The following is a 23,336-nucleotide window of genomic DNA, read 5'->3' on the forward strand; positions in this document are numbered from 1 at the left end:
GAATTCAGGTTTCCAGTAACGTACGGGCAACGGCCTGCAGTTTACGGGTGAGCGGGCCAGGCGACCAGTTTAGCGCGGCTACGCCCCGCACGGGCCAGATGCCGTAAACACTATTGCAAACAAATACTTCATCTGCCTGCTCCAGCGCGTCAAACGGCAGGTCAGCGACCTGCGCAGGGATGCCCAGCAGCGCGACCTGTTCCAGCAATGCAGCACGCATTACCCCGGCCACACCACAACGGCTGAGGTCGGCAGTGAGCAGCACGCCATCGCGCACCAGGAACAGATTGCTGTACACGCCTTCGATCACCCTGCCCTGCCCGTCACGCATCAGGCCTTCGGCATGCTCGCTGTCCTGCCATTCGGCACGCGCCAGCACCTGCTCCAGGCGGTTGAGGTGTTTGAGGCCGGCCAGCAGCGGTTGTTCCCCAAGCCGGGTCTGGCAAGGAAACAAGCGCACGCCGTGCTCGGCATGGTCCACAGGATAGCTGGGTAACGGGCTGCCCTGCAGGATTCGCCGTGGCACGGCACCGGCAACTGGCGCATAGCCACGCTGGCTGTCACCACGGGTAAGGATGAGTTTGGCTACACCTTCACCGAGCTGGCTGGCATAGCGCAGGAGCTCGTCGCGCACCAGCGCCATGTCGGCACTGATCGCCAGGCGCTGACAACCCAGCGCCAGGCGTGCGAGGTGGCCGTCCAGCAAGCTGGGCTGGCCACCGCGCACGGCAATGGTCTCGAACAGGCCATCGCCGTAGGCCAGGCCGCGGTTCTGCAGGTTGACTGCAACCGAGGGCTGGCCATCGACCCAGCTGTGCATCAACCGGCGAACCGGCGGAACACCAGCGAGCCGTTGGTGCCGCCAAAGCCGAACGAGTTGGACAACACCACGTCGATCGGCATGCTGCGCGCCTGGTGCGGCACGAAGTCGAGGTCGCAACCTTCGTCCGGTTCGTCCAGGTTGATGGTGGGCGGGGCCATCTGGCTGTTGATCGCCAGCACACTGAAGATCGCTTCCACCGCGCCCGCGGCACCCAGCAGGTGGCCGGTCATCGACTTGGTCGAACTGACAGCCAGCTTGTAGGCATGCTCGCCGAACACGCGCTTGATCGCGGCCACCTCGGCCACGTCGCCCGCAGGGGTCGAGGTACCGTGGGCGTTGATGTAGCTGACCTCTTCCGGCTGGATACCGGCATCGCGCAAGGCATTGGCCATGCAGCGGGCAGCGCCCTCGCCGGTGTCGGGTGGCGAAGTCATGTGGTAGGCGTCGCCGCTCATGCCAAAGCCAACCAGCTCGGCATAGATGGTCGCACCACGGGCCTTGGCGTGCTCCAGCTCTTCGAGCACCAGGGCACCGGCACCGTCGGACAATACAAAGCCGTCACGGCCCTTGTCCCATGGGCGGCTGGCCCGGCTTGGCTCGTCGTTGCGGGTGGACAGCGCACGCGAGGCACCGAAGCCGCCCATGCCCAGGCCACAGGCAGCCATCTCCGCGCCACCTGCAATCATCACGTCAGCTTCACCGTAGGCGATATTGCGCGCGGCCATGCCGATACAATGGGTGCCAGTGGTGCACGCAGTGGCAATGGCGTAGTTCGGCCCCTGCAGGCCCAGGTGGATCGACAGGAACCCGGAGATCATGTTGATGATCGAGCCCGGCACAAAGAACGGGGAAATGCGACGCGGCCCCGAATCGTGCAGCGTACGGCTGGTTTCCTCGATGTTGGTAAGGCCGCCGATCCCCGAGCCCATGGCCACGCCAATGCGCTCACGGTTGGCGTCGGTGACCTCCAGGCCGGCATTACGCACCGCCTGGAAACCGGCCGCCAGGCCGTACTGGATGAACAGGTCAAGCTTGCGGGCCTCTTTGGCCGACAGGTATTGCTCGACCTCGAAGCCTTTCACCGAGCCGCCAAAACGGGTGGAGTAGGCAGACAGGTCCGTGTGTTCGATCGGACCAATGCCACTGCGGCCAGCCAGAATGCCCTGCCAGGTGCTCGGTACATCGGTACCCAGTGGCGACAGCATACCCATACCGGTGACCACGACGCGTCTACGCGACACAGTACTCTCCTTTTCTAATAACAGAGTCTCTTGCGATTACATTCAAGCGCAGGAATGGAATGGCAACAGGCTCTTGGTGCGCGGTGAGCGAAGCCGGCTCGCCAAAAAGCAGCACGTTCGCAAAGAAAAAACCGCACGCCGGCAAAGGCAGTGCGGTTTTTCTCGTCAAGAAGCGACGACTACAGCGTCTTACGCCTTGTGGTTGTTGACGTAGTCGATAGCGGCTTGAACGGTAGTGATTTTCTCGGCTTCTTCGTCAGGGATTTCGGTCTCGAATTCCTCTTCCAGAGCCATCACCAGCTCAACGGTGTCAAGCGAATCGGCACCCAGGTCATCGACGAAGGACTTATCGTTGGTCACTTCATCTTCCTTCACGCCCAGTTGCTCGGCGACGATTTTCTTGACGCGTTCTTCGATGGTGCTCATACCTAGTTTTCACTCCTAATGGATATATGTCAGGCAGCTGGCCGGTGGCTAATTTTATAGAAAGACGTTCGCTTTTCAAGCGAAACACACCTTCGGGCAGTCACCGCACCCGCTGCCTGGAATCTGATTGCAGCTTTATAACGGATTTTAGGCTCGCAGTATGACTCTTTTTTTACGAAATCCGTCACATTGAGTTGCAGTGTTACATGTACATCCCGCCGTTGACCGGCACGGTAGCGCCGGTCACGTAGGCTGCACCGTCGGATGCCAGGAACGAAACCACCTTGGCAATTTCGTCGGCCTGGCCCAGGCGGCCCAGCGGAATCTGGGTTTGCAGGGCTTCACGCTGCGCTTCTGGAAGCTCGCGGGTCATGTCGGTGTCGATAAAGCCCGGAGTCACCGAGTTGACGGTGATGCCACGCGAGCCCACTTCACGCGCGAGGGCGCGGCTGAAGCCTTCCAGGCCAGCCTTGGCGGCGGCGTAGTTGGCCTGGCCAGCGTTACCCATTGCACCGACGACCGAGCCGATGCTGATGATACGACCCCAACGTGCCTTGGTCATGCCACGCAGCACGCCCTTGGACAGACGGTAGAGGCTGTTCAGGTTGGTGTCGATCACGTCGAACCACTCGTCGTCCTTCATGCGCAGCATGAGGTTGTCGCGAGTGATACCGGCGTTGTTGACCAGGATGGCCGGCGCGCCAAACTGTTCGGCGATGGCACCCAGAACAGCTTCAACGGATTCGGCGCTGGTCACGTTCAGCTCCATCCCGGTGCCGGTGATACCGTGCTCTTTCAGGGTGGCAGCAATGCGCTCGGCGCCGGAGGCCGAAGTGGCGGTACCGATCACGGTCGCGCCCTGGCGGCCCAGCTCGAGGGCGATGGCCTGGCCAATGCCACGGCTGGCGCCGGTGACCAGTGCAACTTTACCTTGCAGGCTCATGCAAGCTTCTCCAAATCAGGCCAGTGCCGCGCGGGTGGCGGCAACGGCGTCAGGGGTATTGAGGTTGTAGGTGGTCACGCCGTCGGCGCAACGCTTGTTCAGGCCAGCCAGGACCTTGCCCGGGCCGCACTCGACCAGGTTGACTGCACCGTTGGCAGCCAGGGTTTGCACGCACTCGACCCAACGCACAGGCTGGTACAGCTGGGCCAGCAGGTCATGCTTGAGGGCATCGAGGTCGGCGGCAATGGCAGCAGTGACGTTCTGCACCACCGGAATTTGCGGCGCCTTCCATTCGATGGCATTGACCGATTCGGCAAAGCGCTCGGCGGCCGGCTTCATCAGGGCACAGTGCGACGGGACGCTGACCGCCAGCGGCAGGGCGCGCTTGGCACCTTTGGCCTTGCACAGCTCCATGGCGCGATCTACCGCAGCCTTGTTACCGGCGATGACCACCTGGCCAGGCGAGTTGAAGTTGACGGCGCTGACCACTTGGTCTTCTGCCGCTTCGGCGCAGATTTCTACGACCACGGCGTCGTCCAGGCCAAGGATTGCAGCCATGGCACCGTGACCTGCCGGCACGGCCTCCTGCATCAACTGACCACGGCGCTCGACCAGGCGAACGGCGTCTTTCAGGCTGATGCTGCCAGCGGCAACCAAGGCGCTGTATTCACCCAGGCTGTGACCGGAAACGAAGGCCGGCTTGGCGCCACCCTCCTCCAGCCACAGGCGCCACAGCGCGATGGACGCGGTGAGGATGGCCGGCTGGGTCTTGTCGGTCTGGTTGAGTTGCTCTTCCGGGCCTTCCTGGATCAGCTTCCACAGGTCGTAACCGAGTGCGTCGGAAGCTTCCTTGAAGGTTTCGATGATCACTGGCTTCTCGGCGCCGAGCTCGGCGAGCATGCCCAGCGACTGGGAACCTTGACCGGGAAAGACAAATGCGAGGGATGCAGACATTGAACAAGCCCTTATGATCTTGTCGTCGGATAGGGTGCGCCAGGCCGCAGGCCAGGCGCGGAATCTGAAAACTTGGATGGAAACGCAGACCAAGCGGTCACATTTAAGCACTTCATCGCCGAAATGCCTAAGGCAACAGGTCTTCAAGGCGGCCATGCAGGCGCTGCGGCAGGTTTTCCTGAATTTCGATCAACGCCCGCTGGATGGCGCTCTGGAAGCCCTGCACGCCTGCCGAGCCATGGCTCTTGATGACGATACCCTGCAACCCCAGAAAGCTCGCACCGTTGTGCCGTGCCGGCGCCAGGTCGGCCTGCAGGCGCTTGAGCAGCGGCATCGCCACGGCCCCGGCAACGCGAGCAAATGCACCGCCCTTGAACAGCTTTTCGATGCGCGCACCGATCATCGTTGCCAGGCCCTCGCTGGATTTAAGCAGGATGTTGCCGACAAAACCGTCGCACACCACCACGTCCGCCTCCCCTCTGTACAGGCCATCCCCTTCGACGAAACCGACGTAGTTAAGGCCGCGGGCGTTCTGCAACAGCGTGGCCGCCAGCTTGACCTGCTGGTTGCCCTTGATGTCCTCGGTACCGATGTTCAGCAATGCCACACGCGGCCGATGCACACCCAGGGCCTGGGCGGCCACCGAGCCCATCACCGCAAACTGATAGAGGTTCTCGGCGCTGCAATCGACATTGGCACCCAGGTCCAGCAGCTGGCAGTAACCCGCCTGGGTCGGGATCGCCGCCACCATGGCTGGCCGATCGATACCCGGCAAGGTTTTGAGCACGAAGCGTGACAGCGCCATCAACGCCCCGGTATTGCCGGCACTGACGCAGGCCTGGGCCTTGCCATCACGCACCAGTTCGAGGGCGATGCGCATCGACGAGTCCGGCTTGCCGCGTAGCGCCTGGGAGGGCCGCTCGTCCATACCGATCACCTCACTGGCGGCGACAATCTGCAGGCGCGCGCGATCCGCAGCTGCAAGGCCGCTGACAAGATCTTCTAGGAGGGAGGGTTGACCGACGAGGGTCAGGTGCAGCGAGGGGGTAGCCGAAAGGCAGGCAATGCTAGCCTGGACAATGCTGCGGGGACCGAAGTCCCCGCCCATTGCGTCGATCGCGATGATCTGAGCGGACAAGGATTACTCGTCAGCGCCCTTATCGATCACTTTACGACCACGGTATACGCCTTCTGGCGAAACGTGGTGGCGCAGGTGAATTTCACCGGTGGTTTTCTCTACCGACAGCGCGTTTTCCGACAGGGCGTCGTGCGAACGGCGCATGTCACGGGCAGAGCGGGATTTTTTGTTCTGCTGAACAGCCATAATTGATTAACTCCTAAACGTTTGGGTCACGCTTTAACTGCGCCAAAACACTGAACGGGTTGGACCGCGATACCTCGTCCTTGCTCGATTCGGGCTCGTCTGCGCCCGCCGGCTGCTGGCATTCTTCCGGATGGTGAGCAGGCACGATTGGCAAGGCGAGCAGAAGCTCCTCCTCGACCAATGCCTGCAGATCCAAAGGATCTTCGCCCAGTTCCAGCACGTCATAGCCTTTCGGCAACGACTGGGTATTCGCACCCTCCTTCACCACAGCGTATGTACATTCGCTGTAGATCGGCAGGGTGACCAGCTCAAGACAACGCTGGCAAACCATCTTGACCTCGACGTTCAGCTCGGTGTGGATAACCACCACGTGCTGTTCATCTCGTTCAAAATCGAACTTCGCCTGCACCGTACCGACATTGTCGGAAAGCGGGTCGCAGAGTCTTTCCAAATCAGCGAGTTGCAGCGAACCGTTAAGGGTTACGCCACGATCGGCTAATTTGCGCGGGTCAACGTGAGGTGGAATCGGGTCATTCAACATAGGCGCAGCATTCTAGGGATGCCCCCCGTCCCTGTCAAAGGAAATTCGGCGGCATCGTGCGTGATAGGATTGGTTCAACCGAAACGGAGTCTACCATGCTTCCTTTGTTACTGGCTTCCAGCTCTGCCTATCGCCGCGAACTGCTGACACGCCTGCGCCTGCCCTTCACTTGGGCAAGCCCCGATATAGACGAAAAGCGACGGGATGACGAGCCCGCCGTGGAACTGGTGCGCCGGCTGGCCAGGCAAAAGGCCGAAGCTTTGGCGGGTAGCCACCCCGCGCACCTGATTATCGGTTCGGACCAGGTTGCAGTACTGGGCGAACAGGTGCTGGGCAAACCACACACGTTCGAGCGGGCTTGCGAGCAACTGCTGGAGTGCAGCGGGCAGCAGGTGAGCTTTCTGACCGGATTGGCATTGCTCAATAGCGCGACCGGGCACTGCCAGGTGGACTGCGTGCCGTTTACGGTGACGCTGCGCGAATTGAGCCGGGAGCGGGTGGAGCGCTATGTGACGGCGGAACAGCCACTGGATTGCGCAGGGAGCTTCAAGGCAGAGGGCTTGGGGGTGAGTTTGTTTCAGAGCACCCACGGGTGCGATGCGACCAGCCTGATCGGGCTGCCGCTGATTCGGCTGGTAGATATGCTGACCAAGGAAGGGGTCGTCATCCCTTAGTCCGTCTTGAGATTTTTTGCGCCTGATAGATCGAGCGCCGCAAATCGCACGACAAACACTCAACGCAACTGCGGCCCCTGGAACCCCATCCACATCGCCAGGTGCTCAGCGACACTGGCCCCCACGCGCTTGGAGAAGCGATCGAACGGCGACTCCTGCACAGTGAAGTCCACCAGCTCCTTCTCGCCTACTATTTCACGCGCCACGTAGCTGGCACTGCCCAGCCCATCCACCAGCCCCAGCGCCTTGGCCTGCTCGCCCGACCAGATAAGGCCACTGAACAACTCCGGGTGGTCCTTATCCTTCAGGCGCTCGCCGCGCCCTTGCTTGACCATGGCGATGAACTGGTTGTGCGTGGTGTCCAGCACCCCCTGCCAGAACCGGGTTTCTTCTGGCCTTTCAGGGGAGAACGGATCAAGGAAGGCCTTGTGCTCACCCGAGGTGTAGGCACGCCGCTCCACGCCCAGCTTCTCCATGGTGCCGACAAAGCCATAACCGGCCGCCGTCACACCAATGGAACCCACCAGGCTGGCTTTATCGGCGTAGATCTCATCCGCTGCACTGGCAATGTAATAGGCACCAGAAGCGCCGAGATCCGCGATGACTGCATACAGCTTGATAGCCGGGTATTCAGCGCGCAGGCGGCGGATTTCGTCATACACGTAACCCGCCTGCACCGGGCTGCCGCCCGGGCTGTTGATGCGCATGACCACGGCCTTGGTCTTGCTGTCCTTGAACGCGTCGCGCAGGCTCTTGACGATGTTGTCGGCGCTGGCGCTCTCCTGGTCGGCAATCACCCCGCGTACCTCGACCAGCGCGGTATGGCTGGCACTGCGCGATGCCGCCTTGTCCATGTCCATCAGCGGCGTGAACAATGCCAGGAAGCCGAAGAGGTAGATGAAAGTCAGCAGCTTGAAGAAGATCCCCCAGCGCCGCGCCCGGCGCTGCTCCTGCACACTTGCCAGCAAGGTCTTTTCCAGCAGTTGCCAGCTCTTGCGCTCTTCGCGCCCTTCGCGCTCCTCGGGTGCGGCCTCGGGGGCTTTCCATTCGTCTGCCATGCTTACCTACCTTGGAAGTGGAATTGCGGAACCGCCCAGCCACTCACGCAGCTGGGAAAAGTGATCGATGCACACCTGCGGACCAAACTCGGCCAGCGCCTGCAGCGACATGGCACCATAGCCCACCGCCACCGAATGCATGCCGGCATTGCTGGCCATCTGCAGGTCGAATGCCGAGTCTCCGACCATCAGCGCACGCCCCGGTTCGACGCCGCAATGGCCGAGAATTTCCTCAAGCATCAGCGGATGCGGCTTGCCGCGGGTTTCGTCAGCAGCGCGAGTGATGTCAAAGAACGCCTCCCAGCCATTGGCCTTGAGCACCCGATCCAGCCCACGACGCGCCTTGCCGGTCGCCACCGCCAGGCGGTAACCCTCGGCACGGAAGGCACCCAGCGACTCGACCACGCCCTCGAACAGCGGCGAAGGCTGCTGGTCCAGCGCCATGTAGATGTCGGCATAGTGCTGACGAAAGCGCTCGACCTGCCCAGGCGCCAGGTGCGGGTACAGGGTATGAATCGCCTCACCCAAGGCCAGACCGATGATGCCCTTGACCGCGTCGTCGCTGCTGGGCGCCTCGCCGGCACGCTCGGCGGCGGCATTCATGGCCTCGACAATACGCCCGATGGAATCGGCCAGGGTACCGTCCCAGTCGAAGATCAGTAGCTCATAGCCTTTATTCATGGGTCAGGACGCACTCAGACGTTCAATGGTTTTCGCCCAGACTTCATCCACAGGCGCTTCAAGCTTCAGCTCACCACCGTCCGGCAACGGCACGGTCAGCGCATAGGCATGCAGGAACAGGCGCTTGCCCCCCAAATCACGAATTTCGCGACTGAAGTCTTCGTCACCGTATTTGCTGTCACCGGCAATCATGTGCCCGGCATGCAGGGTGTGCACGCGGATCTGGTGGGTACGCCCAGTGATCGGACGGGCCTCGACAATGGTGGCGAACTCGCCAAAGCGGCGCAACACGCGGAACAGGGTCAACGCTTCCTTGCCCTCTTCGTTCACTTCGACCATGCGCTCGCCGGAGCGCAGGTTGCTCTTGAGCAACGGGGCGTTTACCTGCTTCTTCGAGGTCGGCCAGTGGCCGCGCACCAGCGCCATGTAGCGCTTGTCGACACCATCGCCACGCAGGGCGGCATGCAGGTGGCGCAGCATGCTGCGCTTCTTGGCGATCATCAGCAGGCCGGAGGTGTCGCGGTCCAGGCGGTGTACCAGTTCCAACTCCTTGGCGTCCGGGCGCAGCTGGCGCAGCGCTTCGATCACGCCAAAGCTCAGGCCGCTGCCGCCATGCACGGCAATGCCGGACGGCTTGTTCATCACGATCAGCGCCTTGTCTTCGTAGACAATGGCCGCCTCAAGGCGTTGCAGCAGGCCCTGGGCCACCGGCGCCGGCTCGTCACGCTCCGGCAGGCGGACGGGCGGTACCCGCACAATGTCGCCGGCCTGGATCTTGTACTCAGGCTTTACCCGACCCTTGTTCACCCGCACTTCACCCTTGCGCAGGATGCGGTAGACCAAAGTCTTGGGCACGCCCTTGAGGGCCGTGATGAGGAAATTATCGATGCGTTGGCCGGCAAGCTCCGGCGCGACTTCGATCAGCTGAACGCCGGAAGTCGGAGGGGTATTGGTCGTCATTGCGGGATCATAACAATTTTTTATGGAATTGAAGCACTTAATCATTGCTGCTATAGTCGCGAACGCCGCCAAAAGCGGCAGGCCAGCGGCACCAGGCTTTCAGCCGGCCCTGACCAACGCAATTCTCCAGGACGCGAGGCCGTCCTACGGGGTTTTCGCCAGTTTACCGAATTGCCTGGAATCGCCACCAGCGCTGTGTAGAGAAGAGCGAAAAAAAACGACAAGCGCGGTGTTTCACCTGCTTACCCGATTCTTTTCGCAGTACCTCTGCCCGCGAGTCGCTTCCACGCAACGCACGGCGAATGCTTCGGAAATACCTGCCTTGGACATGAATGGCGCCAGTGCAGTACCTGCAGTGGCGAAAAATGCAACCCGTTGCGGATTCAGCGCGCGGCAGCACCCGAATTATCAGGGATACGTGCAGGGTGGAGATGCACAGCCCTCGGACCGTGTAGCACCGCGTCCGGCCACCAGCCACTGACGGCTGGCGAGCGGATAAGGTCCTGAACAGATGCCCCCGGGCGTCCACGGCTGAAGGTTGATTCCTCCTCCTGACTGAGTGCACAAGGCCCGCTTGGTTGATTCGATATCCATTCGAAACCACCGGGGCCTTGTTGGCACCGCAGCAAACAGGACGCGTCGTCGCGACAACGGCAGGCTGGGCAACCGGCTGGTGCCGAACGTCGCTCGACACGGGGGTGGCCCGGCCACCCTTTGCGCACCTTGGCACCGACCATGAGACGTCGTGTGTGCCGAACGCCGTTTCCGGCAGCCCGGAAACCGACGGTACAACATGAAAAGAATGCTGATTAACGCAACTCAACCCGAAGAGTTGCGTGTAGCCCTGGTGGACGGCCAACGCCTCTACGACCTGGACATCGAGTCCGGCGCACGTGAGCAGAAAAAGGCCAACATCTACAAAGGCAAGATCACCCGCATCGAACCCAGCCTCGAAGCCGCCTTCGTCGACTTCGGCTCCGAACGTCACGGCTTCCTGCCGCTGAAAGAAATCTCCCGCGAATACTTCAAGAAAGCTCCCGAAGGCCGGGTGAACATCAAGGAAGTGCTCAGCGAAGGCCAGGAAGTCATCGTCCAGGTCGAGAAGGAAGAGCGCGGCAACAAAGGCGCCGCCCTCACCACCTTCATCAGCCTGGCTGGCCGCTACCTGGTGCTGATGCCCAACAACCCGCGTGCTGGCGGCATCTCCCGCCGCATCGAAGGCGAAGAGCGCAACGAACTGCGCGAAGCCCTGAACGGTCTGACCGTGCCGGGTGACATGGGCCTGATCGTGCGCACTGCCGGCCTTGGCCGCAGCAGCGAAGAAATGCAGTGGGACCTCGACTACCTGCTGCAGCTGTGGACCGCCATCAAGGAAGCGTCCCTGGACCGCGCCGCGCCATTCCTGATCTACCAGGAAAGCAACGTCATCATCCGCGCCATCCGCGACTACCTGCGCCAGGACATCGGTGAAGTGCTGATCGACAGCATCGACGCCCAGGAAGAGGCCCTGACCTTCATCCGCCAGGTGATGCCGCAGTACGCCAGCAAGGTGAAACTGTACGAAGACAGCGTACCGCTGTTCAACCGCTTCCAGATCGAAAGCCAGATCGAAACCGCCTTCCAGCGCGTGGTCGACCTGCCGTCCGGTGGTTCGATCGTGATCGACCCGACCGAAGCTCTGGTGTCTATCGACATTAACTCGGCGCGCGCCACCAAAGGCAGCGATATCGAAGAAACCGCCCTGCAGACCAACCTGGAAGCGGCCGAGGAAATCGCCCGCCAGCTGCGCCTGCGTGACATCGGCGGCCTGATCGTGATCGACTTCATCGACATGACCCCGGCGAAGAACCAGCGCGCTGTTGAAGAACGCGTGCGCGAATGCCTGGAAGCGGACCGTGCCCGCGTGCAGGTTGGCCGCATCTCGCGCTTCGGCCTGCTGGAAATGTCCCGTCAGCGCCTGCGCCCATCGCTGGGCGAAAGCAGCGGCATCGTCTGCCCACGCTGCTCCGGCACCGGCATCATCCGTGACGTCGAGTCGCTGTCGCTGGCCATCCTGCGACTGATCGAAGAAGAAGCCCTGAAGGACCGCACCGCCGAAGTCCGTGCACAAGTGCCGATCCCGGTGGCCGCGTTCCTGCTCAACGAGAAGCGCAACTCGATCACCAAGATCGAACTGCGCACCCGTGCCCGCATCATCATCCTGCCGAACGATCACCTGGAAACCCCGCACTTCGAAGTCCAGCGCCTGCGCGACGACAACCCGGAAGTGCTGAACAACCAGTCCAGCTACGAGATCGCCACCACCGAAGCCGAAGAGGCACCGCAGCAGACCGCCACCCGCACCCTGGTTCGCCAGGAAGCAGCGGTCAAGACCGCCCCGGCCCGTACCAACGCGCCGGTACCGGTTGCTGAAGAGCCTCAGGCTGCTGCCCCGGCCGCCCCGGCCCCGAGCGCCCCGGAACCAAGCCTGTTCAAAGGCCTGGTGAAGTCGCTGGTCAGCCTGTTCGCCGGCAAGGACGAACCTGCCGCTGCTGCACCGGTCGTCGCCGAGAAACCGGCCGCCGAGCGCAGCCCGCGCAACGAGGAGCGCCGCAACGGCCGTCAACAGAGCCGCAACCGCAACGGCCGCCGCGACGAAGAGCGCAAGCCGCGTGAAGAACGTGCCGAGCGCGCCCCGCGCGAAGAGCGCCAGCCACGCGAGGAGCGTGCACCGCGCGAAGAGCGTGCGCCACGTGAAGAGCGTGCACCTCGTGAAGAACGCGCCCCACGCCAGCCACGTGAAGACCGCCGCAGCAACCGCGGCGAAGAGCGCGTGCGCGAACTGCGTGAGCCGCTGGATGCCACCCCGCCAGCCGAACGCGAAGAGCGCCAGCCACGTGAAGAGCGTGTAGCCCGTGAAGAACGCGCTCCGCGTGAAGAGCGCGCACCTCGCGAAGAACGTGCTCCGCGTGAAGAGCGCGCACCCCGCGAAGAACGTGCTCCGCGTGAAGAGCGTGCCCCTCGCGAAGAACGTGCTCCGCGTGAAGAGCGCGCACCTCGCGAAGAACGTGCGCCACGCGAAGAACGCGCCCCGCGCCCACCACGCGAAGAGCGCCAGCCACGCGTAGCCGAAGAAGCGGCCGAGCAGGCTGCCGAACTGGCCGAAGAGCAACTGCCGAACGAAGAGCTGCTGCAAGACGAACAGGAAGGCACCGATGGCGAGCGTCCGCGCCGCCGCTCCCGTGGCCAGCGTCGTCGCAGCAACCGTCGTGAGCGCCAGCGCAACGCCAATGGCGAGCTGATCGACGGCGGCGAAGAGGAAGAAGGCAGCGAAGAGCAGCCACAACAGCACCAGGCTACCGAGCTGGGTGCCGAATTGGCCGCCGGCCTGGCCGTGACTGCCGCTGTTGCGAGCAGCAACATCAGCGCCGACGCCGAAGCCCAGGCCAACCAGCAGGCCGAGCGCGCCACCGCCGAAGTCGCCACCGTTGCAGAGACCGATAACAGCGAAGCCGCCCAGCCGGTCGAGCAAGCTGAAAAGGTCGAGCAGGTCGAGGCCGTCGCCAAGGCTGAAGAAGCTGCCGTGGCCCCAGTGGTCGAGCAGCCTGTCAGCCAGCCGGTAGTCGTGGCCGAGGTCACTGCCCAGCCAGTGGTCGAAGTCGCTCCGCAGCCAGTGGTTGAAGAAGTGCCTGCAGCGGAACCTGCGCTCGTCGTCGAGGCACCTGTTGAAGCGCCTGCCGTGGAAGCAGGTGAAATCGAACAGGCTCCGGCTGCGGTTGATACCGCTCCGGTCGCCGAGCAGCCAGCACCGGTTGTCGAAGCCCAGCCAGAAGTGGTAGCCGAGCCTGCACCAGTGGTAGTCGAGCCTGCGCAGGTTGAAGCCCCGGTTGAGGTAGAGCCTGCGACTGTCATGCTGGCCAACGGCCGCGCGCCGAACGACCCGCGTGAAGTGCGCCGCCGCAAGCGTGAGGCCGAGGCCGCCGCCAAAGCTGCGCAGCAAGCTGCTGCAACCTCCGAGGAGCCCGCCCTGGAAGCCGCCGATGAGCACAAACCTCATCACGGTTGATAGCCAAGGCTGAATGAAAAAGCCCCGCCAGTGCGAACTGGCGGGGCTTTTTCTTGTGTTCGTCGCTACTGCCGCATTGCCTATGAGATCGAGCGCCGCCCGCGCGGCGCTCGATTTCTGCCACCCCGCAATTCCAAAGCCGAACGCTCAGTAGAGGTTAGGCTCCATCTCCAGCTCAACCCCGAACCGCTCCAGGATATCCGCCTGGATCTGCCGTGCCAGCGCATGCATCTGCGCCCCGCTCGCATGCCCGTAATTGACCAGCACCAGCGACTGCAAGCGATGCACGCCCGCATCACCATCACGATGGCCCTTCCACCCGGCCTGCTCGATCAGCCAACCCGCCGCCAGTTTCGCCTGGCCACCGGCCTGAGGATAAGCCACCACTGCCGGGTATTGCGCACGAATACGCTCAACCAGCTCAGCCGACACCACCGGGTTCTTGAAAAAGCTCCCGGCGTTGCCGAGCTCCACTGGGTCTGGCAGCTTTTCACGGCGAATGCTGCAAATAGCATCACTGATCGCCTGCGCAGTCGGCTCGGCCACGCCCTGCTCCGCCAGGCGCTGACGCACCGGGCCATAATCCAGATGGGCCTGCAAGGTACGGCTCAAGGCAAAACGCACGCGCAGGATCAACCAGCGCCCGGGGTTGCGCTTGAACAGGCTGTCGCGATAACCGAAGGCACATTCTGCCAAACCGAAGTCATGCAGTTCGCCCGTCTCGCGGTCCAAGGCGGTCAGGCCGGCAAACACGTCCTTGATCTCTACCCCGTAGGCGCCCACATTCTGCATCGGCGCGGCGCCCACTGTGCCAGGGATCAGGCTGAGGTTTTCCAGCCCGCAAAAACCCTGCGCCAGTGTCCATTGCACGAACGGGTGCCACGGCTCACCGGCCTCGGCCTCGACCACGATATGTTCACCATCGTCGCTGAGCACGCGGCGGCCACGGCTGGCCATGTGCAGCACCAGCGCATCGATATCGCGGGTCAACAACAGGTTGCTGCCGCCGCCGATCACCAGCACCGGCAGGCCTTGCTGCTGGGCCTGGCCCAGCGCCAGGCGCACCTGCAGATCATCGTGCGCCTGGCTGAAAAAGCGCGCCTTCACATCGATGCCGAAGGTGTTGTAAGGCTTGAGCGATACCTGCTCCTGCCACTGCCCTGTCATAGCCGCCCCTTGATTTCCAACACCAGCGCCTGGCACGCCGCCTCGACCAGGTCGAGCACCTGCTCGAAGCCGTCGGCGCCGCCATAGTAAGGGTCAGGCACCTCATCGAGCACTGCGCCATAGCGGCGCAGGAACAGGTCGAGTTCGCCCACTGCGGTGTGTGGGCGCAGGGCGCGCAGATCGCGCAGGTTGCTCTCGTCCATGGCCAGGACCAGGTCGTACTCGGCAAAATGCGCCGCCTTGACCTGCTGGGCACGCTGCGCCGACAGGTCGTAACCGCGTGCCAGCGCAGCCTTGCAGGTGCGGCTGTCTGGCGCCTTGCCGACATGCCAGTCGCCAGTGCCGGCAGAAGCCACATGCACCCGGTCGGCAAGCCCGGCGGCCTGCAGTTGATGGCGCAGCACGCCCTCGGCGGTGGGCGAGCGGCAGATATTGCTCAGGCAGACGAACAGGACGCGCATCAAGCCTCCAGCAAGCGCCGTACGCGCTCCAGGTCTTCAGGGGTATCAACGCCCACGGCAGGCGCCTCGATGGCATCCTCGACGTGAATACGCACGCCGTGCCACAAGGCACGCAGCTGCTCCAGCGCTTCAGTCTGTTCAAGCCAGCATGGCCCCCAACCGACAAAATCCTGCAGGAAGCCGACGCGGTAGGCATACATGCCGATGTGACGGCGATACGGCACGCCTTCTGGCAGCACGTTGCGGTCCTTGGCAAAGGCATCGCGGGCCCAGGGCAGCGGCGCGCGGCTGAACGTCAGGGCCAGGCCGTTCTTGTCGCTCACCACCTTGACTGCGTTGGGGTTGAACACGGTTTCCGGCTCATCAATCGGCTCGGCCAGGGTGGCGATGCCAGCTTCCGGGTGCGCAGCCAGGTTGGCCGCCACCTGGTCGATGATCACCGGCGGGATCAGCGGCTCGTCGCCCTGCACGTTGACCACGATAGCATCAGCCGGCAAGCCCAGGTGCGCCGCCACTTCGGCCAGGCGGTCGGTGCCCGATTCATGGTCGGCACGGGTCATCAGCACTTCGGCGCCGAAAGCCTGGCAGGCTTCCAGGATACTGGCGTCGTCGGTGGCGATGACCACACGGCTGGCAGCACTTTGGCGCGCCTGCTCCCACACATGCTGCACCATCGGCTTGCCGGCAATCGCCAGCAGCGGCTTGCCTGGCAAGCGTGTGGAGCGCAGCCGGGCGGGGATCACCACGGTGAAGTCCAGGCTCATTTGTCCAGACGCTCGTCGTCAGTCAGGGTACGCGCCTCGCTTTCCAGCATGACCGGGATGCCGTCGCGGATCGGGTAGGCCAGGCCAGCGCCCTTGCTGATCAGCTCGGTCTTGTCGGCGCTGAGCTTGAGCGGGCCCTTGGTGATCGGGCAGGCCAGGATATCGAGCAGTTTGGTGTCCATTGGAGGCTTCCTTTAGGCCAGGTGGCCGAAAATTGAAAACGGGCTCAGGGCTTGCGCAGCAGACGCTGCAGCTGGGTGTCGAACCAGGCGCTGAAAGCCGGCGTGGGCTGCGCCTCGACGGCCAGGTACCACCAGTCGTCAGCGGCGAAGGCCCGGCATTTCACCGCATCCTTCTCGGTCATCACCAGCGGCAACGGCGGGCTGAAGGCCAGGCTTTGGACACTGAACCGTGCATGGTCGGCGAAGGGATGCGGCACCGGCTGCCAGTTTAGCCCCAGCAGGGTATTGAAGAAACGTTGCGGGTTGCCAATACCGGCCACCGCGTGCAGACGCTGGCCTGCGGGGAAATGGTCGAGGGCACGACGCTCGCCAGTGCGCAGGTTGACCAGGGCGGACGGCTGCAGGCAGAAGCCAAAACCATCGGCTCGGTCGGCACTGGCACCGTTGAACAGCACCGCGTCAGCATCCTGCAGGCGTTCGGCGGGCTCGCGCAAAGGGCCGGCTGGCAGGCAGCGGCCATTGCCCAGGCCGCGGGCGGCATCGACCAGCACCAGTTCGAGGTCGCGGGCCAGGCGGTAGTGCTGCATGCCGTCATCGCACAGGATCAGGTCGAGCGGTTCGCTGGCCAGCAACGCCTGCACAGCGCGGGAACGGTCGGGGTCGATCATCAGCGGCACGCCGGTGCGCTGCACGATCAGCAGCGGTTCATCGCCCGCCTGGTCGGCCGACTGGTCGGCCTGCACCCGCCAGGGCAGCTGCGGCGGCTTGGCACCATAGCCACGGCTGACCACGCCCACCTTCAGCCCCTGCTGGCGGCAGTGCTCGATCAGCCAGAGAATCATCGGCGTCTTGCCGGTGCCGCCCACGGTGATGTTGCCCACCACGATGATTGGCACTGGCGCCCGGTAGCTGGCACTTTCGCCACTGAGAAAACGTGCCCGCTTGCGCGTGACCACGCGGCGGTACAACGCCTCCAGCGGGCGCAGTAGCGCCAGCGCTGGGTGCCCGGTGTACCAGGCGGCGAGCAAACGGTCGGCGAGAGCCATCAAGGCGTGCCCTGGGCCGCCTCGACGGTGGTCATGCGCAACTGGCTGAAACCGAGCTTGCCGGCGGCGTCCATTGCGGTGACCACAGCCTGGTGCGGGGTCTTGCCGTCGGCGCTAATGGCCAGCGGCAGCTTGTTGTCACCGCCCGACTCACGCTCGATGGCCTCGCTCAAGGTGGCCAGGTCGCTCTTGGGCAGCAGGTGGTTGTTCACCGAATACACGCCTTCGGCGCTGATGGTGATTTCCACCAGCTTGTCCTGGTCGGCCGGCGCCTTCTCGGCGCTGGCAGCTTCGGGCAGTTCGACGCGCAGCTGGGTCTCGCGGGTGAAGGTTGTGGTGACCACGAAGAACAGCAGCAGGACGAACACCACGTCGATCAACGACGCCAGGTTGATGTCAACGTTCTCCCGCTGGCGATTGCGCCGGAACTTCACGCCTTGCCTCCGGCCACTTCCACTTCCCGGTCGCCCTGGATCACTTCCACCAGCTTGATTGCCTCCTGTTCCATGCCCACCACCAGCTCATCGATGCGGCGCAGCAGGAAGCGGTGGAAGAACACCGCCGGGATACCGACCATCAGGCCGGCCGCAGTGGTGACCAGGGCCTTGGAGATACCACCGGCCAGCACGGACGCATTGGCATTCATCTGCGAGCCCATGAAGGCGCTGAAGATGTCGATCATGCCCAGCACGGTGCCCAGCAGGCCCAGCAGCGGGGCCATGGCGGCGATGGTGCCGAGCGTGCTGATGTAGCGCTCCAGTTCGTGAATGACGCGCGAGGCGGCTTCCTCGATGCACTCTTTCATGATTTCGCGGCCATGGCGCGAGTTGGCCAGGCCCGCGGCAAGGATTTCGCCCAATGGCGAATCGGCGCGCAGGGCCTTGAGCTTGTCACTGGTCAGTTGCTTGTCCTTGATCCACATCCACACCTGGCCCAGCAGGTGCGGCGGGGTGACGCGACTGGCGCGCAGGGTCCACAGGCGCTCGACGACGATAGCCATGGCAGCGATGGAACTCAGAATGATCGGCAGCATCATCCAACCACCGGACTTGACCAATTCCCACACAGTAAACGCCCCTTCGCAAAAAGGCCGCCACTCTACCATAGGCACGCCGAGGGCTCATCTGCCGGAGGTCAGGGAATTGGGGTTGGGCGGGCATGTCTTGAGCTGGTATCAGGGCAGACAATTGCATACCTTGAGCTGGTGTCAGGGCAGACAAGTGCATGCCTTTGGTTTTTCAGGGCCTGTGAGATCGAGCGCCGCGCGGGCGGCGCGCGATCTCACAGGCGCTGAAAATGTCATGGTATGCACCTGCCTGCCTCCCCCTCACTCCGCTCGAACCCGCCAAAACCGCCGCTGCCCCCTCATACCCTCAACCTCTCCCTGCCGCCCCAACACCAACCGCAACGCCCCCTCCACCGCCGTGTCATGCACCGCCAGCCCATGCCGCTGATAACGCTCCATCACCTGAACATGCGGGTGCCCGAAGCTGTTGTTGCGCCCTCGCGAAATCAATACCCCACGCGGCGCAGTAGCCCGGATGAACGCCTCGGTGGACGAACTGCGGCTGCCATGGTGCGGTGACTGCAACCAGTCGATACGCGGCGTTTCATGGTCCGCCAGCCAAGCCCGTTCGGCAGCAGCTTCCATATCCCCCGCCAGCAGCAAGCGCTCGCCCTGCGCCTCTACCAACAGCACACAGGATCGGTCATTGCTGCTCTGCCCGGCCGCCCAGCGCCACAGCGAAAAGCGCACGCCATCCCAGTCCCATTGTTCGCCACTGGCACAAGGCTGCAATGGGACTTCTTCCAGCGCTTCCCCGCCGATCAGCCGCCTGACCGGCAGACCACGCTGTATGGCCGAGGCACCACCCGCATGGTCGGCATGCGCGTGGCTGATCACCATCGTGTCCAGGCTGCCCACCCCCAGCTTGCGCAACGTCGGTAACACCACCCGCTCCCCCAGGTCGCTTTCGCCTCTGGCCGGCCCGGCGTCGTACAGCAGGCTGTGATGTCGGGTGCGCAACAGCACCGCCAGCCCTTGGCCAACGTCCAGTTGCCAGACCTCGACCTGCCCGTGCGGCACCGGTTCTCTGGGCACCCACAAGGCCAGCAGCATCACCCCGCCCAACCCGCGCAGCGGTACACCACGGGGCAGCAAAACCAACAGAGCACCCAGACTCACCAATAGCCAGGCCCACAGTGGAAGGGCCGGCGCCACCCACGCCGGGCGCTGTTGCGCCACCAGCGCCAGCAGCCGGAACAGCCCATCCAGCAGGCCACCCGCCAGCCACAACAGCACTTCCCCTGCCCCGCCCAGTGGCAGCAGCAACGTACCCAGCAGTGCCAAAGGCAGCACCGCCAGGCTCACCCAAGGCACTGCGACAAGATTGGCAAGCGGCGCACTCAGGCTCACCGGCAAGCCCGTGGCCAGCAACACCGGCAGCAGGCCGATGGCGATCACCCATTGCGCGCGCGTCCAGGCCTGCCAAGGCCGCCAGCCCCCTAGCCGGGCACTGAAGCAATAGACAAGCGTGGCCACCGCCGTAAATGACAGCCAGAACCCAGGCAGCAGCGCTGCCAGCGGTTCGACCAGCAGCACCGCGACCAGCGCCAGCAACAGCGGCAGCGTCGCACCGAGGTGGCGAAAGCGCAGCCGCCAGAGCAACACCACCGCCAGCATCAGGCAGGCGCGCTGCACCGGTACACCGGCACCGGCCAGCCAGCCGTAGGCCAGCGCCGCCGCCATGGCCAGGCCACACGCCCAGGGCAGCCACGGCAACCGAGCGGGCCACAGGCCCCAACGCGCCAGTCCGGCGACCAGGCCGTACAGCAAACCGGCCACCAGGCCGATATGCTGGCCAGAGATCACCAGCAGGTGCACCGTGCCGGTGGCCTGCAACGTCTGCCAGTCCTCCCGGGCCAGGCCTGTGCCGTCGCCAAGCACCAGCGCCACCAACGCGGCCTGCCGGCCATTGGCTTCGACCGCCAGCAAACGCTGACGCAGCACATCGCGCCAACCACCGGTGACCGGCGCCAGCAGTTGCCCGGCTTTTACCGTACCGGTGGCACCCACCCGCCGCGCCAGCAGTTGCGCCTCCCGGTCGGGCCCATGTGGGTTGAGCAGCCCGGCCGGGCGCTGCAAGGTCACGGCCAGCCGCCACTGCTCACCGGCCCGCAGCGGCGGCCCGCCGAACCAGCTCAGTTGCAACCGTTGCGGCAGCTCGGCCCGCCGCGAGTGTGCTGCCTGCAGCTCGAAGCGCACGCCCTGCGCCGTTCGGGCTGGCAAGCCGACCACCCGCCCCTCCAGCCACAAGGTGCGGCCATCCAGGCCGGCATCCAGGCGATCATCAAGCGCCTGCTGAGCAGACCAGCACGCCCAACACAGGCCCAACAGAAAGCAGCCCACCGGCCAAACACGGGTAAACAAGCTGACGGCAGCACAGGCCGCCAGCGCTAGCAGCCACCCGACCGATGGCAATACGGGGAGAAAGCCCAGGCACAGCAGCCCAAGCGCGAGCGCAAACATCCCTGTGCGCATGAGGTAGAGCTCCAGAAGGTAAATCACCCCCTGAGGCATAGCTCAATTGCCGGCAAAGCTTGCTCAACAATTGTCACAAACTCTAAACGAGACTGCGCAGGATTAAGGGCATACTGCGCGGATCAACGCTCCGGGAGCCTACATGCCGCGCCGACTTTTCAAACGCTACATGCCGGACCCGACCAGCATTCGGGAACACAAGTCCTTACGCTTTTTCGGCAAGTTGCTGCACGATCCCAACCTCTGGCACCTGAACCGCCATTCGGTGGCACGGGCCATGGGCGTGGGCCTGTTCGCGGCGTTGATTCCTATCCCCATGCAGATGCTGCTGGCGGCGGCGCTGGCAATCCCGGTACGTGGCAACTTGCCGATCGCGGTCAGCCTGGTGTGGCTGACCAACCCGCTCACCATGCCGCCGGTGTTCTTCGTCACCTACATGACCGGCGCCTGGCTGATGCAGGTGCCGCCGCGCACATTGCCCGACGAACTGACGTTCGACTGGATCACCGACCAGCTTGCCACCGTGTGGCAGCCGTTCCTGCTGGGGTCGGTGGTGTGCGGGGTGGTGCTGGGCATTGCCGCCTACTTCACCACCCTGCTGTACTGGCGCTGGTGGATTGGCCGGCAGTGGCGCCGGCGCAAGCTCAGATGTTCACAACAGGGCTCATGCCCGCATGCCACGGCCGCTGACCAGCAGGCGGATGCACAACGTGTACAGCAGTGCGGTGGCCACCAGCATGAAGGTGATCGCCGTGCCAATGCTGATATCCGACACCCCTAGGATGCCGTAGCGGAACGAGTTCACCATGTGCAGCACCGGGTTGGCCAGCGACACGGTCTGCCAGAACGGTGGCAGCAGGTTAATCGAGTAGAACACCCCGCCCAGGTAGGTCAGCGGCGTCAACACAAAGGTCGGGATAATCGAGATATCGTCGAAATTGCGCGCAAAAACGGCGTTGACGAAGCCCAGCAGCGAGAAGATGGTGGCCGTCAGCAGCACCACGACCACGGTCACGCCCAGGTGGTGCACCTGCAGGTCGGTGAAGAACATCGACAGGATGGTTACGATCACCCCCACCGCCAAACCGCGCAGCACGCCGCCCAGCACATAGCCGACAAGAATGGTGTGCGGTGACACCGGTGACACCATCAGTTCTTCGATCGAGCGCTGGAACTTGCTGCCGAAGAAGCTCGACACCACGTTGCCGTAGGAGTTGGTGATCACCGACATCATGATCAGCCCCGGCACGATGTACTGCATGTAGGTGAAGCCACCCATATCGCCAATCTGTCGGCCGATCAGGTTACCGAAGATGACAAAGTACAAAACCATGGTGATTGCAGGCGGCAGCAACGTCTGCGGCCAGATGCGTAAGAAGCGCCGCACTTCGCGGTAGACGATGGTGTTCAGGGCGACCCAGTTGGTACGCAGTTCCACACTCATACGGCCACCTTCGACAGGTTTTTTTCCACCAGGGACACGAACAGCTCCTCGAGTCGGTTGGTCTTGTTGCGCAGGCTCTGCACCTCGATGTTCTGCAGCGCCAGCTGGCCAAACAGCGCGGTGATGCCGATGTCCTTGTCCACCTGCACCTCAAGGGTGTGCGGGGTCAGCAGCCGGCACGGGTAGCCTTGCAGCACCGGCGCACTGGCCAGGTCCTGCTTGATGTCGAGCACGAAGGTTTCCACATGCAGCTTGCCCAGCAACTGGCGCATGCTGGTGTTCTCGACGATGGTGCCGTGGTCGATGATGCCGATGTTGCGGCACAGCTGCTCAGCCTCTTCCAGGTAGTGGGTGGTGAGGATGATGGTGATGCCCTTCTGGTTCAGCTCGGTGAGAAAGCTCCACATCGAGCGGCGCAGTTCGATGTCCACACCTGCGGTAGGCTCGTCGAGGATCAACAGGCGCGGCTCGTGAATCAGCGCGCGGGCAATCATCAAGCGGCGCTTCATGCCGCCAGACAATGAACGAGACTGCACATCACGCTTGTCCCACAGGCCCAGCTGGGTCAGGTACTGCTCGGCGCGTTCCTTGGCCAGCTTGGGCGGGATACCGTAGTAGCCGGCCTGGGTGACGACGATGTCGAAGGTTTTCTCGAACTGGTTGAAGTTGAATTCCTGCGGCACCACACCCAGGCAGCGCTTCAGCGCTGAAGGCTCGCGGTCCAGGTCATGGCCGAACACGTTCACCGTGCCGCTGGTCTTGTTTACCAGGGTGGAGAGAATGCCGATGGTGGTGGATTTGCCGGCGCCGTTGGGGCCGAGCAAGGCGAAGAAGTCGCCTTCGGCAACATCGAGGTCGATGCCTTTGAGGGCCTGGAAGCCGTTGCCGTAGGTCTTGGTCAGCTGTCGGATGGACAGGGCGGAACTCATAGCGGGTCATTTACCGAAAAAAGGTGCAGGACACGCCAGGTAAAGTCACTGGCGCAGTGAGTGCGGCCAATGGTGCAAGGCCAGGCCGCACAAGTACAGTCACATCTATTGATAATGACTATCGAAGCAGGT

24 protein-coding genes are annotated in these 23,336 nt (G+C 63.4%); 3 read left to right on the forward strand and 21 right to left on the reverse strand.

Features of this window, described 5'->3' with window-relative positions; all coding sequences use genetic code 11:
* Positions 1-4: 4 nt before the first annotated feature.
* The 8 genes from pabC to ACN6NG_RS21940 all read right to left on the reverse strand — a co-directional run bounded on the left by pabC (position 5) and on the right by ACN6NG_RS21940 (position 6,252).
* On the reverse strand, positions 5-820 hold the full coding sequence (pabC, locus tag ACN6NG_RS21905) for an aminodeoxychorismate lyase (protein ID WP_063424987.1): 816 nt from the start codon (positions 818-820) through the stop codon (positions 5-7).
* The gene (fabF, locus tag ACN6NG_RS21910) at positions 820-2,064 is read right to left on the reverse strand and encodes a beta-ketoacyl-ACP synthase II (protein ID WP_012271164.1); all 1,245 of its coding nucleotides are present in this window, start codon (positions 2,062-2,064) and stop codon (positions 820-822) included. The genes pabC and fabF overlap by 1 nt, the downstream gene beginning before the upstream one ends.
* Before the next feature lie 189 nt (positions 2,065-2,253).
* Positions 2,254-2,490 carry an acyl carrier protein gene (gene acpP / locus ACN6NG_RS21915; RefSeq protein WP_063424985.1) on the reverse strand — a complete coding sequence of 79 codons (237 nt, stop codon included), beginning with the start codon at positions 2,488-2,490 and terminating at the stop codon, positions 2,254-2,256.
* A 202-nt stretch (positions 2,491-2,692) separates the two neighbouring features.
* Positions 2,693-3,433, reverse strand: a complete 741-nt coding sequence (gene fabG, locus ACN6NG_RS21920; RefSeq protein ID WP_016500893.1) for a 3-oxoacyl-ACP reductase FabG — start codon at positions 3,431-3,433, stop codon at positions 2,693-2,695.
* A gap of 15 nt (positions 3,434-3,448) precedes the next feature.
* Positions 3,449-4,387 (reverse strand): ACP S-malonyltransferase, encoded by a 939-nt coding sequence (fabD, locus tag ACN6NG_RS21925; protein ID WP_081238007.1) that lies wholly within the window; start codon positions 4,385-4,387, stop codon positions 3,449-3,451.
* Between the two features lie 127 nt (positions 4,388-4,514).
* On the reverse strand, positions 4,515-5,525 hold the full coding sequence (gene plsX, locus ACN6NG_RS21930) for a phosphate acyltransferase PlsX (protein ID WP_016500895.1): 1,011 nt from the start codon (positions 5,523-5,525) through the stop codon (positions 4,515-4,517).
* Positions 5,526-5,528: 3 nt separating this feature from the next.
* Complete coding sequence (gene rpmF / locus ACN6NG_RS21935; protein WP_016485486.1) at positions 5,529-5,711, reverse strand: 50S ribosomal protein L32; 183 nt, start codon at positions 5,709-5,711, stop codon at positions 5,529-5,531.
* 13 nt (positions 5,712-5,724) lie between these two features.
* The gene (locus ACN6NG_RS21940) at positions 5,725-6,252 is read right to left on the reverse strand and encodes a YceD family protein (RefSeq protein ID WP_016500896.1); all 528 of its coding nucleotides are present in this window, start codon (positions 6,250-6,252) and stop codon (positions 5,725-5,727) included.
* Positions 6,253-6,347: 95 nt separating this feature from the next.
* Here ACN6NG_RS21940 and ACN6NG_RS21945 point away from each other — a divergent pair, with 95 nt between their 5' ends.
* Complete coding sequence (locus ACN6NG_RS21945) at positions 6,348-6,926, forward strand: Maf family protein (RefSeq protein WP_063424981.1); 579 nt, start codon at positions 6,348-6,350, stop codon at positions 6,924-6,926.
* 59 nt (positions 6,927-6,985) lie between these two features.
* Here ACN6NG_RS21945 and ACN6NG_RS21950 read toward each other — a convergent pair whose 3' ends face one another.
* The 3 genes from ACN6NG_RS21950 to rluC are packed head-to-tail and all read right to left on the reverse strand — an operon-like array spanning position 6,986 to position 9,625.
* Positions 6,986-7,984 carry a S49 family peptidase gene (locus ACN6NG_RS21950; protein WP_474316172.1) on the reverse strand — a complete coding sequence of 333 codons (999 nt, stop codon included), beginning with the start codon at positions 7,982-7,984 and terminating at the stop codon, positions 6,986-6,988.
* 6 nt (positions 7,985-7,990) lie between these two features.
* Positions 7,991-8,665 (reverse strand): HAD family hydrolase, encoded by a 675-nt coding sequence (locus tag ACN6NG_RS21955; RefSeq protein ID WP_353456653.1) that lies wholly within the window; start codon positions 8,663-8,665, stop codon positions 7,991-7,993.
* Between the two features lie 3 nt (positions 8,666-8,668).
* Positions 8,669-9,625 (reverse strand): 23S rRNA pseudouridine(955/2504/2580) synthase RluC, encoded by a 957-nt coding sequence (rluC, locus tag ACN6NG_RS21960; protein WP_016500900.1) that lies wholly within the window; start codon positions 9,623-9,625, stop codon positions 8,669-8,671.
* A 793-nt stretch (positions 9,626-10,418) separates the two neighbouring features.
* Here rluC and rne point away from each other — a divergent pair.
* Entirely contained in the window at positions 10,419-13,670 is a 3,252-nt protein-coding gene (rne, locus tag ACN6NG_RS21965) for a ribonuclease E (RefSeq protein ID WP_474316175.1), read from the forward strand.
* Positions 13,671-13,817: 147 nt separating this feature from the next.
* Here rne and murB read toward each other — a convergent pair whose 3' ends face one another.
* From murB to ACN6NG_RS22005, 8 genes are all read right to left on the reverse strand, one after another.
* Entirely contained in the window at positions 13,818-14,837 is a 1,020-nt protein-coding gene (gene murB, locus ACN6NG_RS21970; protein ID WP_197899156.1) for a UDP-N-acetylmuramate dehydrogenase, read from the reverse strand.
* Positions 14,834-15,298, reverse strand: a complete 465-nt coding sequence (locus ACN6NG_RS21975; RefSeq protein ID WP_474316180.1) for a low molecular weight protein-tyrosine-phosphatase — start codon at positions 15,296-15,298, stop codon at positions 14,834-14,836. Before ACN6NG_RS21975 ends, murB begins: the two co-directional genes overlap by 4 nt.
* Positions 15,298-16,062 (reverse strand): 3-deoxy-manno-octulosonate cytidylyltransferase, encoded by a 765-nt coding sequence (gene kdsB / locus ACN6NG_RS21980; protein WP_474316182.1) that lies wholly within the window; start codon positions 16,060-16,062, stop codon positions 15,298-15,300. Before kdsB ends, ACN6NG_RS21975 begins: the two co-directional genes overlap by 1 nt.
* Positions 16,059-16,244 (reverse strand): Trm112 family protein, encoded by a 186-nt coding sequence (locus ACN6NG_RS21985; RefSeq protein ID WP_003247142.1) that lies wholly within the window; start codon positions 16,242-16,244, stop codon positions 16,059-16,061. Before ACN6NG_RS21985 ends, kdsB begins: the two co-directional genes overlap by 4 nt.
* A gap of 44 nt (positions 16,245-16,288) precedes the next feature.
* Complete coding sequence (gene lpxK, locus ACN6NG_RS21990; protein WP_353456651.1) at positions 16,289-17,290, reverse strand: tetraacyldisaccharide 4'-kinase; 1,002 nt, start codon at positions 17,288-17,290, stop codon at positions 16,289-16,291.
* Positions 17,290-17,724 carry an ExbD/TolR family protein gene (locus ACN6NG_RS21995; protein WP_016500906.1) on the reverse strand — a complete coding sequence of 145 codons (435 nt, stop codon included), beginning with the start codon at positions 17,722-17,724 and terminating at the stop codon, positions 17,290-17,292. The genes lpxK and ACN6NG_RS21995 overlap by 1 nt, the downstream gene beginning before the upstream one ends.
* Positions 17,721-18,356 carry a MotA/TolQ/ExbB proton channel family protein gene (locus ACN6NG_RS22000; RefSeq protein WP_016500907.1) on the reverse strand — a complete coding sequence of 212 codons (636 nt, stop codon included), beginning with the start codon at positions 18,354-18,356 and terminating at the stop codon, positions 17,721-17,723. The genes ACN6NG_RS21995 and ACN6NG_RS22000 overlap by 4 nt, the downstream gene beginning before the upstream one ends.
* 261 nt (positions 18,357-18,617) lie before the next feature.
* Positions 18,618-20,831 (reverse strand): DNA internalization-related competence protein ComEC/Rec2, encoded by a 2,214-nt coding sequence (locus ACN6NG_RS22005; RefSeq protein WP_474316186.1) that lies wholly within the window; start codon positions 20,829-20,831, stop codon positions 18,618-18,620.
* 142 nt (positions 20,832-20,973) lie between these two features.
* On the opposite strand from ACN6NG_RS22005, the gene ACN6NG_RS22010 reads away from it, so the two are divergent.
* Positions 20,974-21,612: a DUF2062 domain-containing protein gene (locus ACN6NG_RS22010; RefSeq protein WP_155737846.1), complete on the forward strand. Its 639-nt coding sequence runs from the start codon at positions 20,974-20,976 to the stop codon at positions 21,610-21,612.
* On the opposite strand, the gene ACN6NG_RS22015 is transcribed toward ACN6NG_RS22010, so the two are convergent.
* Both ACN6NG_RS22015 and ACN6NG_RS22020 read right to left on the reverse strand, forming a co-directional pair.
* Positions 21,496-22,275, reverse strand: coding sequence for an ABC transporter permease (locus tag ACN6NG_RS22015; RefSeq protein ID WP_063424963.1), 780 nt, complete (start codon positions 22,273-22,275; stop codon positions 21,496-21,498). The genes ACN6NG_RS22010 and ACN6NG_RS22015 overlap by 117 nt on opposite strands.
* The gene (locus ACN6NG_RS22020) at positions 22,272-23,204 is read right to left on the reverse strand and encodes an ABC transporter ATP-binding protein (protein WP_016500911.1); all 933 of its coding nucleotides are present in this window, start codon (positions 23,202-23,204) and stop codon (positions 22,272-22,274) included. The genes ACN6NG_RS22015 and ACN6NG_RS22020 overlap by 4 nt, the downstream gene beginning before the upstream one ends.
* Positions 23,205-23,336: the final 132 nt, after the last annotated feature.

It is taken from the genome of Pseudomonas sp. TSO6, from assembly GCF_056098905.1.

Bases quoted from the DNA above. Each gene is read 5' to 3' on its own strand.
- fabD (WP_081238007.1), bottom strand. From the start codon at position 4,387: ATGTCTGCATCCCTCGCATTTGTCTTTCCCGGTCAAGGTTCCCAGTCG.
- ACN6NG_RS22015 (WP_063424963.1), bottom strand. From the start codon at position 22,275: ATGAGTGTGGAACTGCGTACCAACTGGGTCGCCCTGAACACCATCGTC.
- pabC (WP_063424987.1), bottom strand. From the start codon at position 820: ATGCACAGCTGGGTCGATGGCCAGCCCTCGGTTGCAGTCAACCTGCAG.
- ACN6NG_RS21950 (WP_474316172.1), bottom strand. From the start codon at position 7,984: ATGGCAGACGAATGGAAAGCCCCCGAGGCCGCACCCGAGGAGCGCGAA.
- ACN6NG_RS21945 (WP_063424981.1), top strand. From the start codon at position 6,348: ATGCTTCCTTTGTTACTGGCTTCCAGCTCTGCCTATCGCCGCGAACTG.
- ACN6NG_RS22020 (WP_016500911.1), bottom strand. From the start codon at position 23,204: ATGAGTTCCGCCCTGTCCATCCGACAGCTGACCAAGACCTACGGCAAC.
- rne (WP_474316175.1), top strand. From the start codon at position 10,419: ATGAAAAGAATGCTGATTAACGCAACTCAACCCGAAGAGTTGCGTGTA.
- fabG (WP_016500893.1), bottom strand. From the start codon at position 3,433: ATGAGCCTGCAAGGTAAAGTTGCACTGGTCACCGGCGCCAGCCGTGGC.
- rpmF (WP_016485486.1), bottom strand. From the start codon at position 5,711: ATGGCTGTTCAGCAGAACAAAAAATCCCGCTCTGCCCGTGACATGCGC.
- ACN6NG_RS21955 (WP_353456653.1), bottom strand. From the start codon at position 8,665: ATGAATAAAGGCTATGAGCTACTGATCTTCGACTGGGACGGTACCCTG.
- kdsB (WP_474316182.1), bottom strand. From the start codon at position 16,062: ATGAGCCTGGACTTCACCGTGGTGATCCCCGCCCGGCTGCGCTCCACA.
- ACN6NG_RS21940 (WP_016500896.1), bottom strand. From the start codon at position 6,252: ATGTTGAATGACCCGATTCCACCTCACGTTGACCCGCGCAAATTAGCC.
- murB (WP_197899156.1), bottom strand. From the start codon at position 14,837: ATGACAGGGCAGTGGCAGGAGCAGGTATCGCTCAAGCCTTACAACACC.
- ACN6NG_RS21975 (WP_474316180.1), bottom strand. From the start codon at position 15,298: ATGCGCGTCCTGTTCGTCTGCCTGAGCAATATCTGCCGCTCGCCCACC.
- ACN6NG_RS21985 (WP_003247142.1), bottom strand. From the start codon at position 16,244: ATGGACACCAAACTGCTCGATATCCTGGCCTGCCCGATCACCAAGGGC.
- ACN6NG_RS22005 (WP_474316186.1), bottom strand. From the start codon at position 20,831: ATGCGCACAGGGATGTTTGCGCTCGCGCTTGGGCTGCTGTGCCTGGGC.
- rluC (WP_016500900.1), bottom strand. From the start codon at position 9,625: ATGACGACCAATACCCCTCCGACTTCCGGCGTTCAGCTGATCGAAGTC.
- acpP (WP_063424985.1), bottom strand. From the start codon at position 2,490: ATGAGCACCATCGAAGAACGCGTCAAGAAAATCGTCGCCGAGCAACTG.
- ACN6NG_RS22010 (WP_155737846.1), top strand. From the start codon at position 20,974: ATGCCGCGCCGACTTTTCAAACGCTACATGCCGGACCCGACCAGCATT.
- lpxK (WP_353456651.1), bottom strand. From the start codon at position 17,290: ATGGCTCTCGCCGACCGTTTGCTCGCCGCCTGGTACACCGGGCACCCA.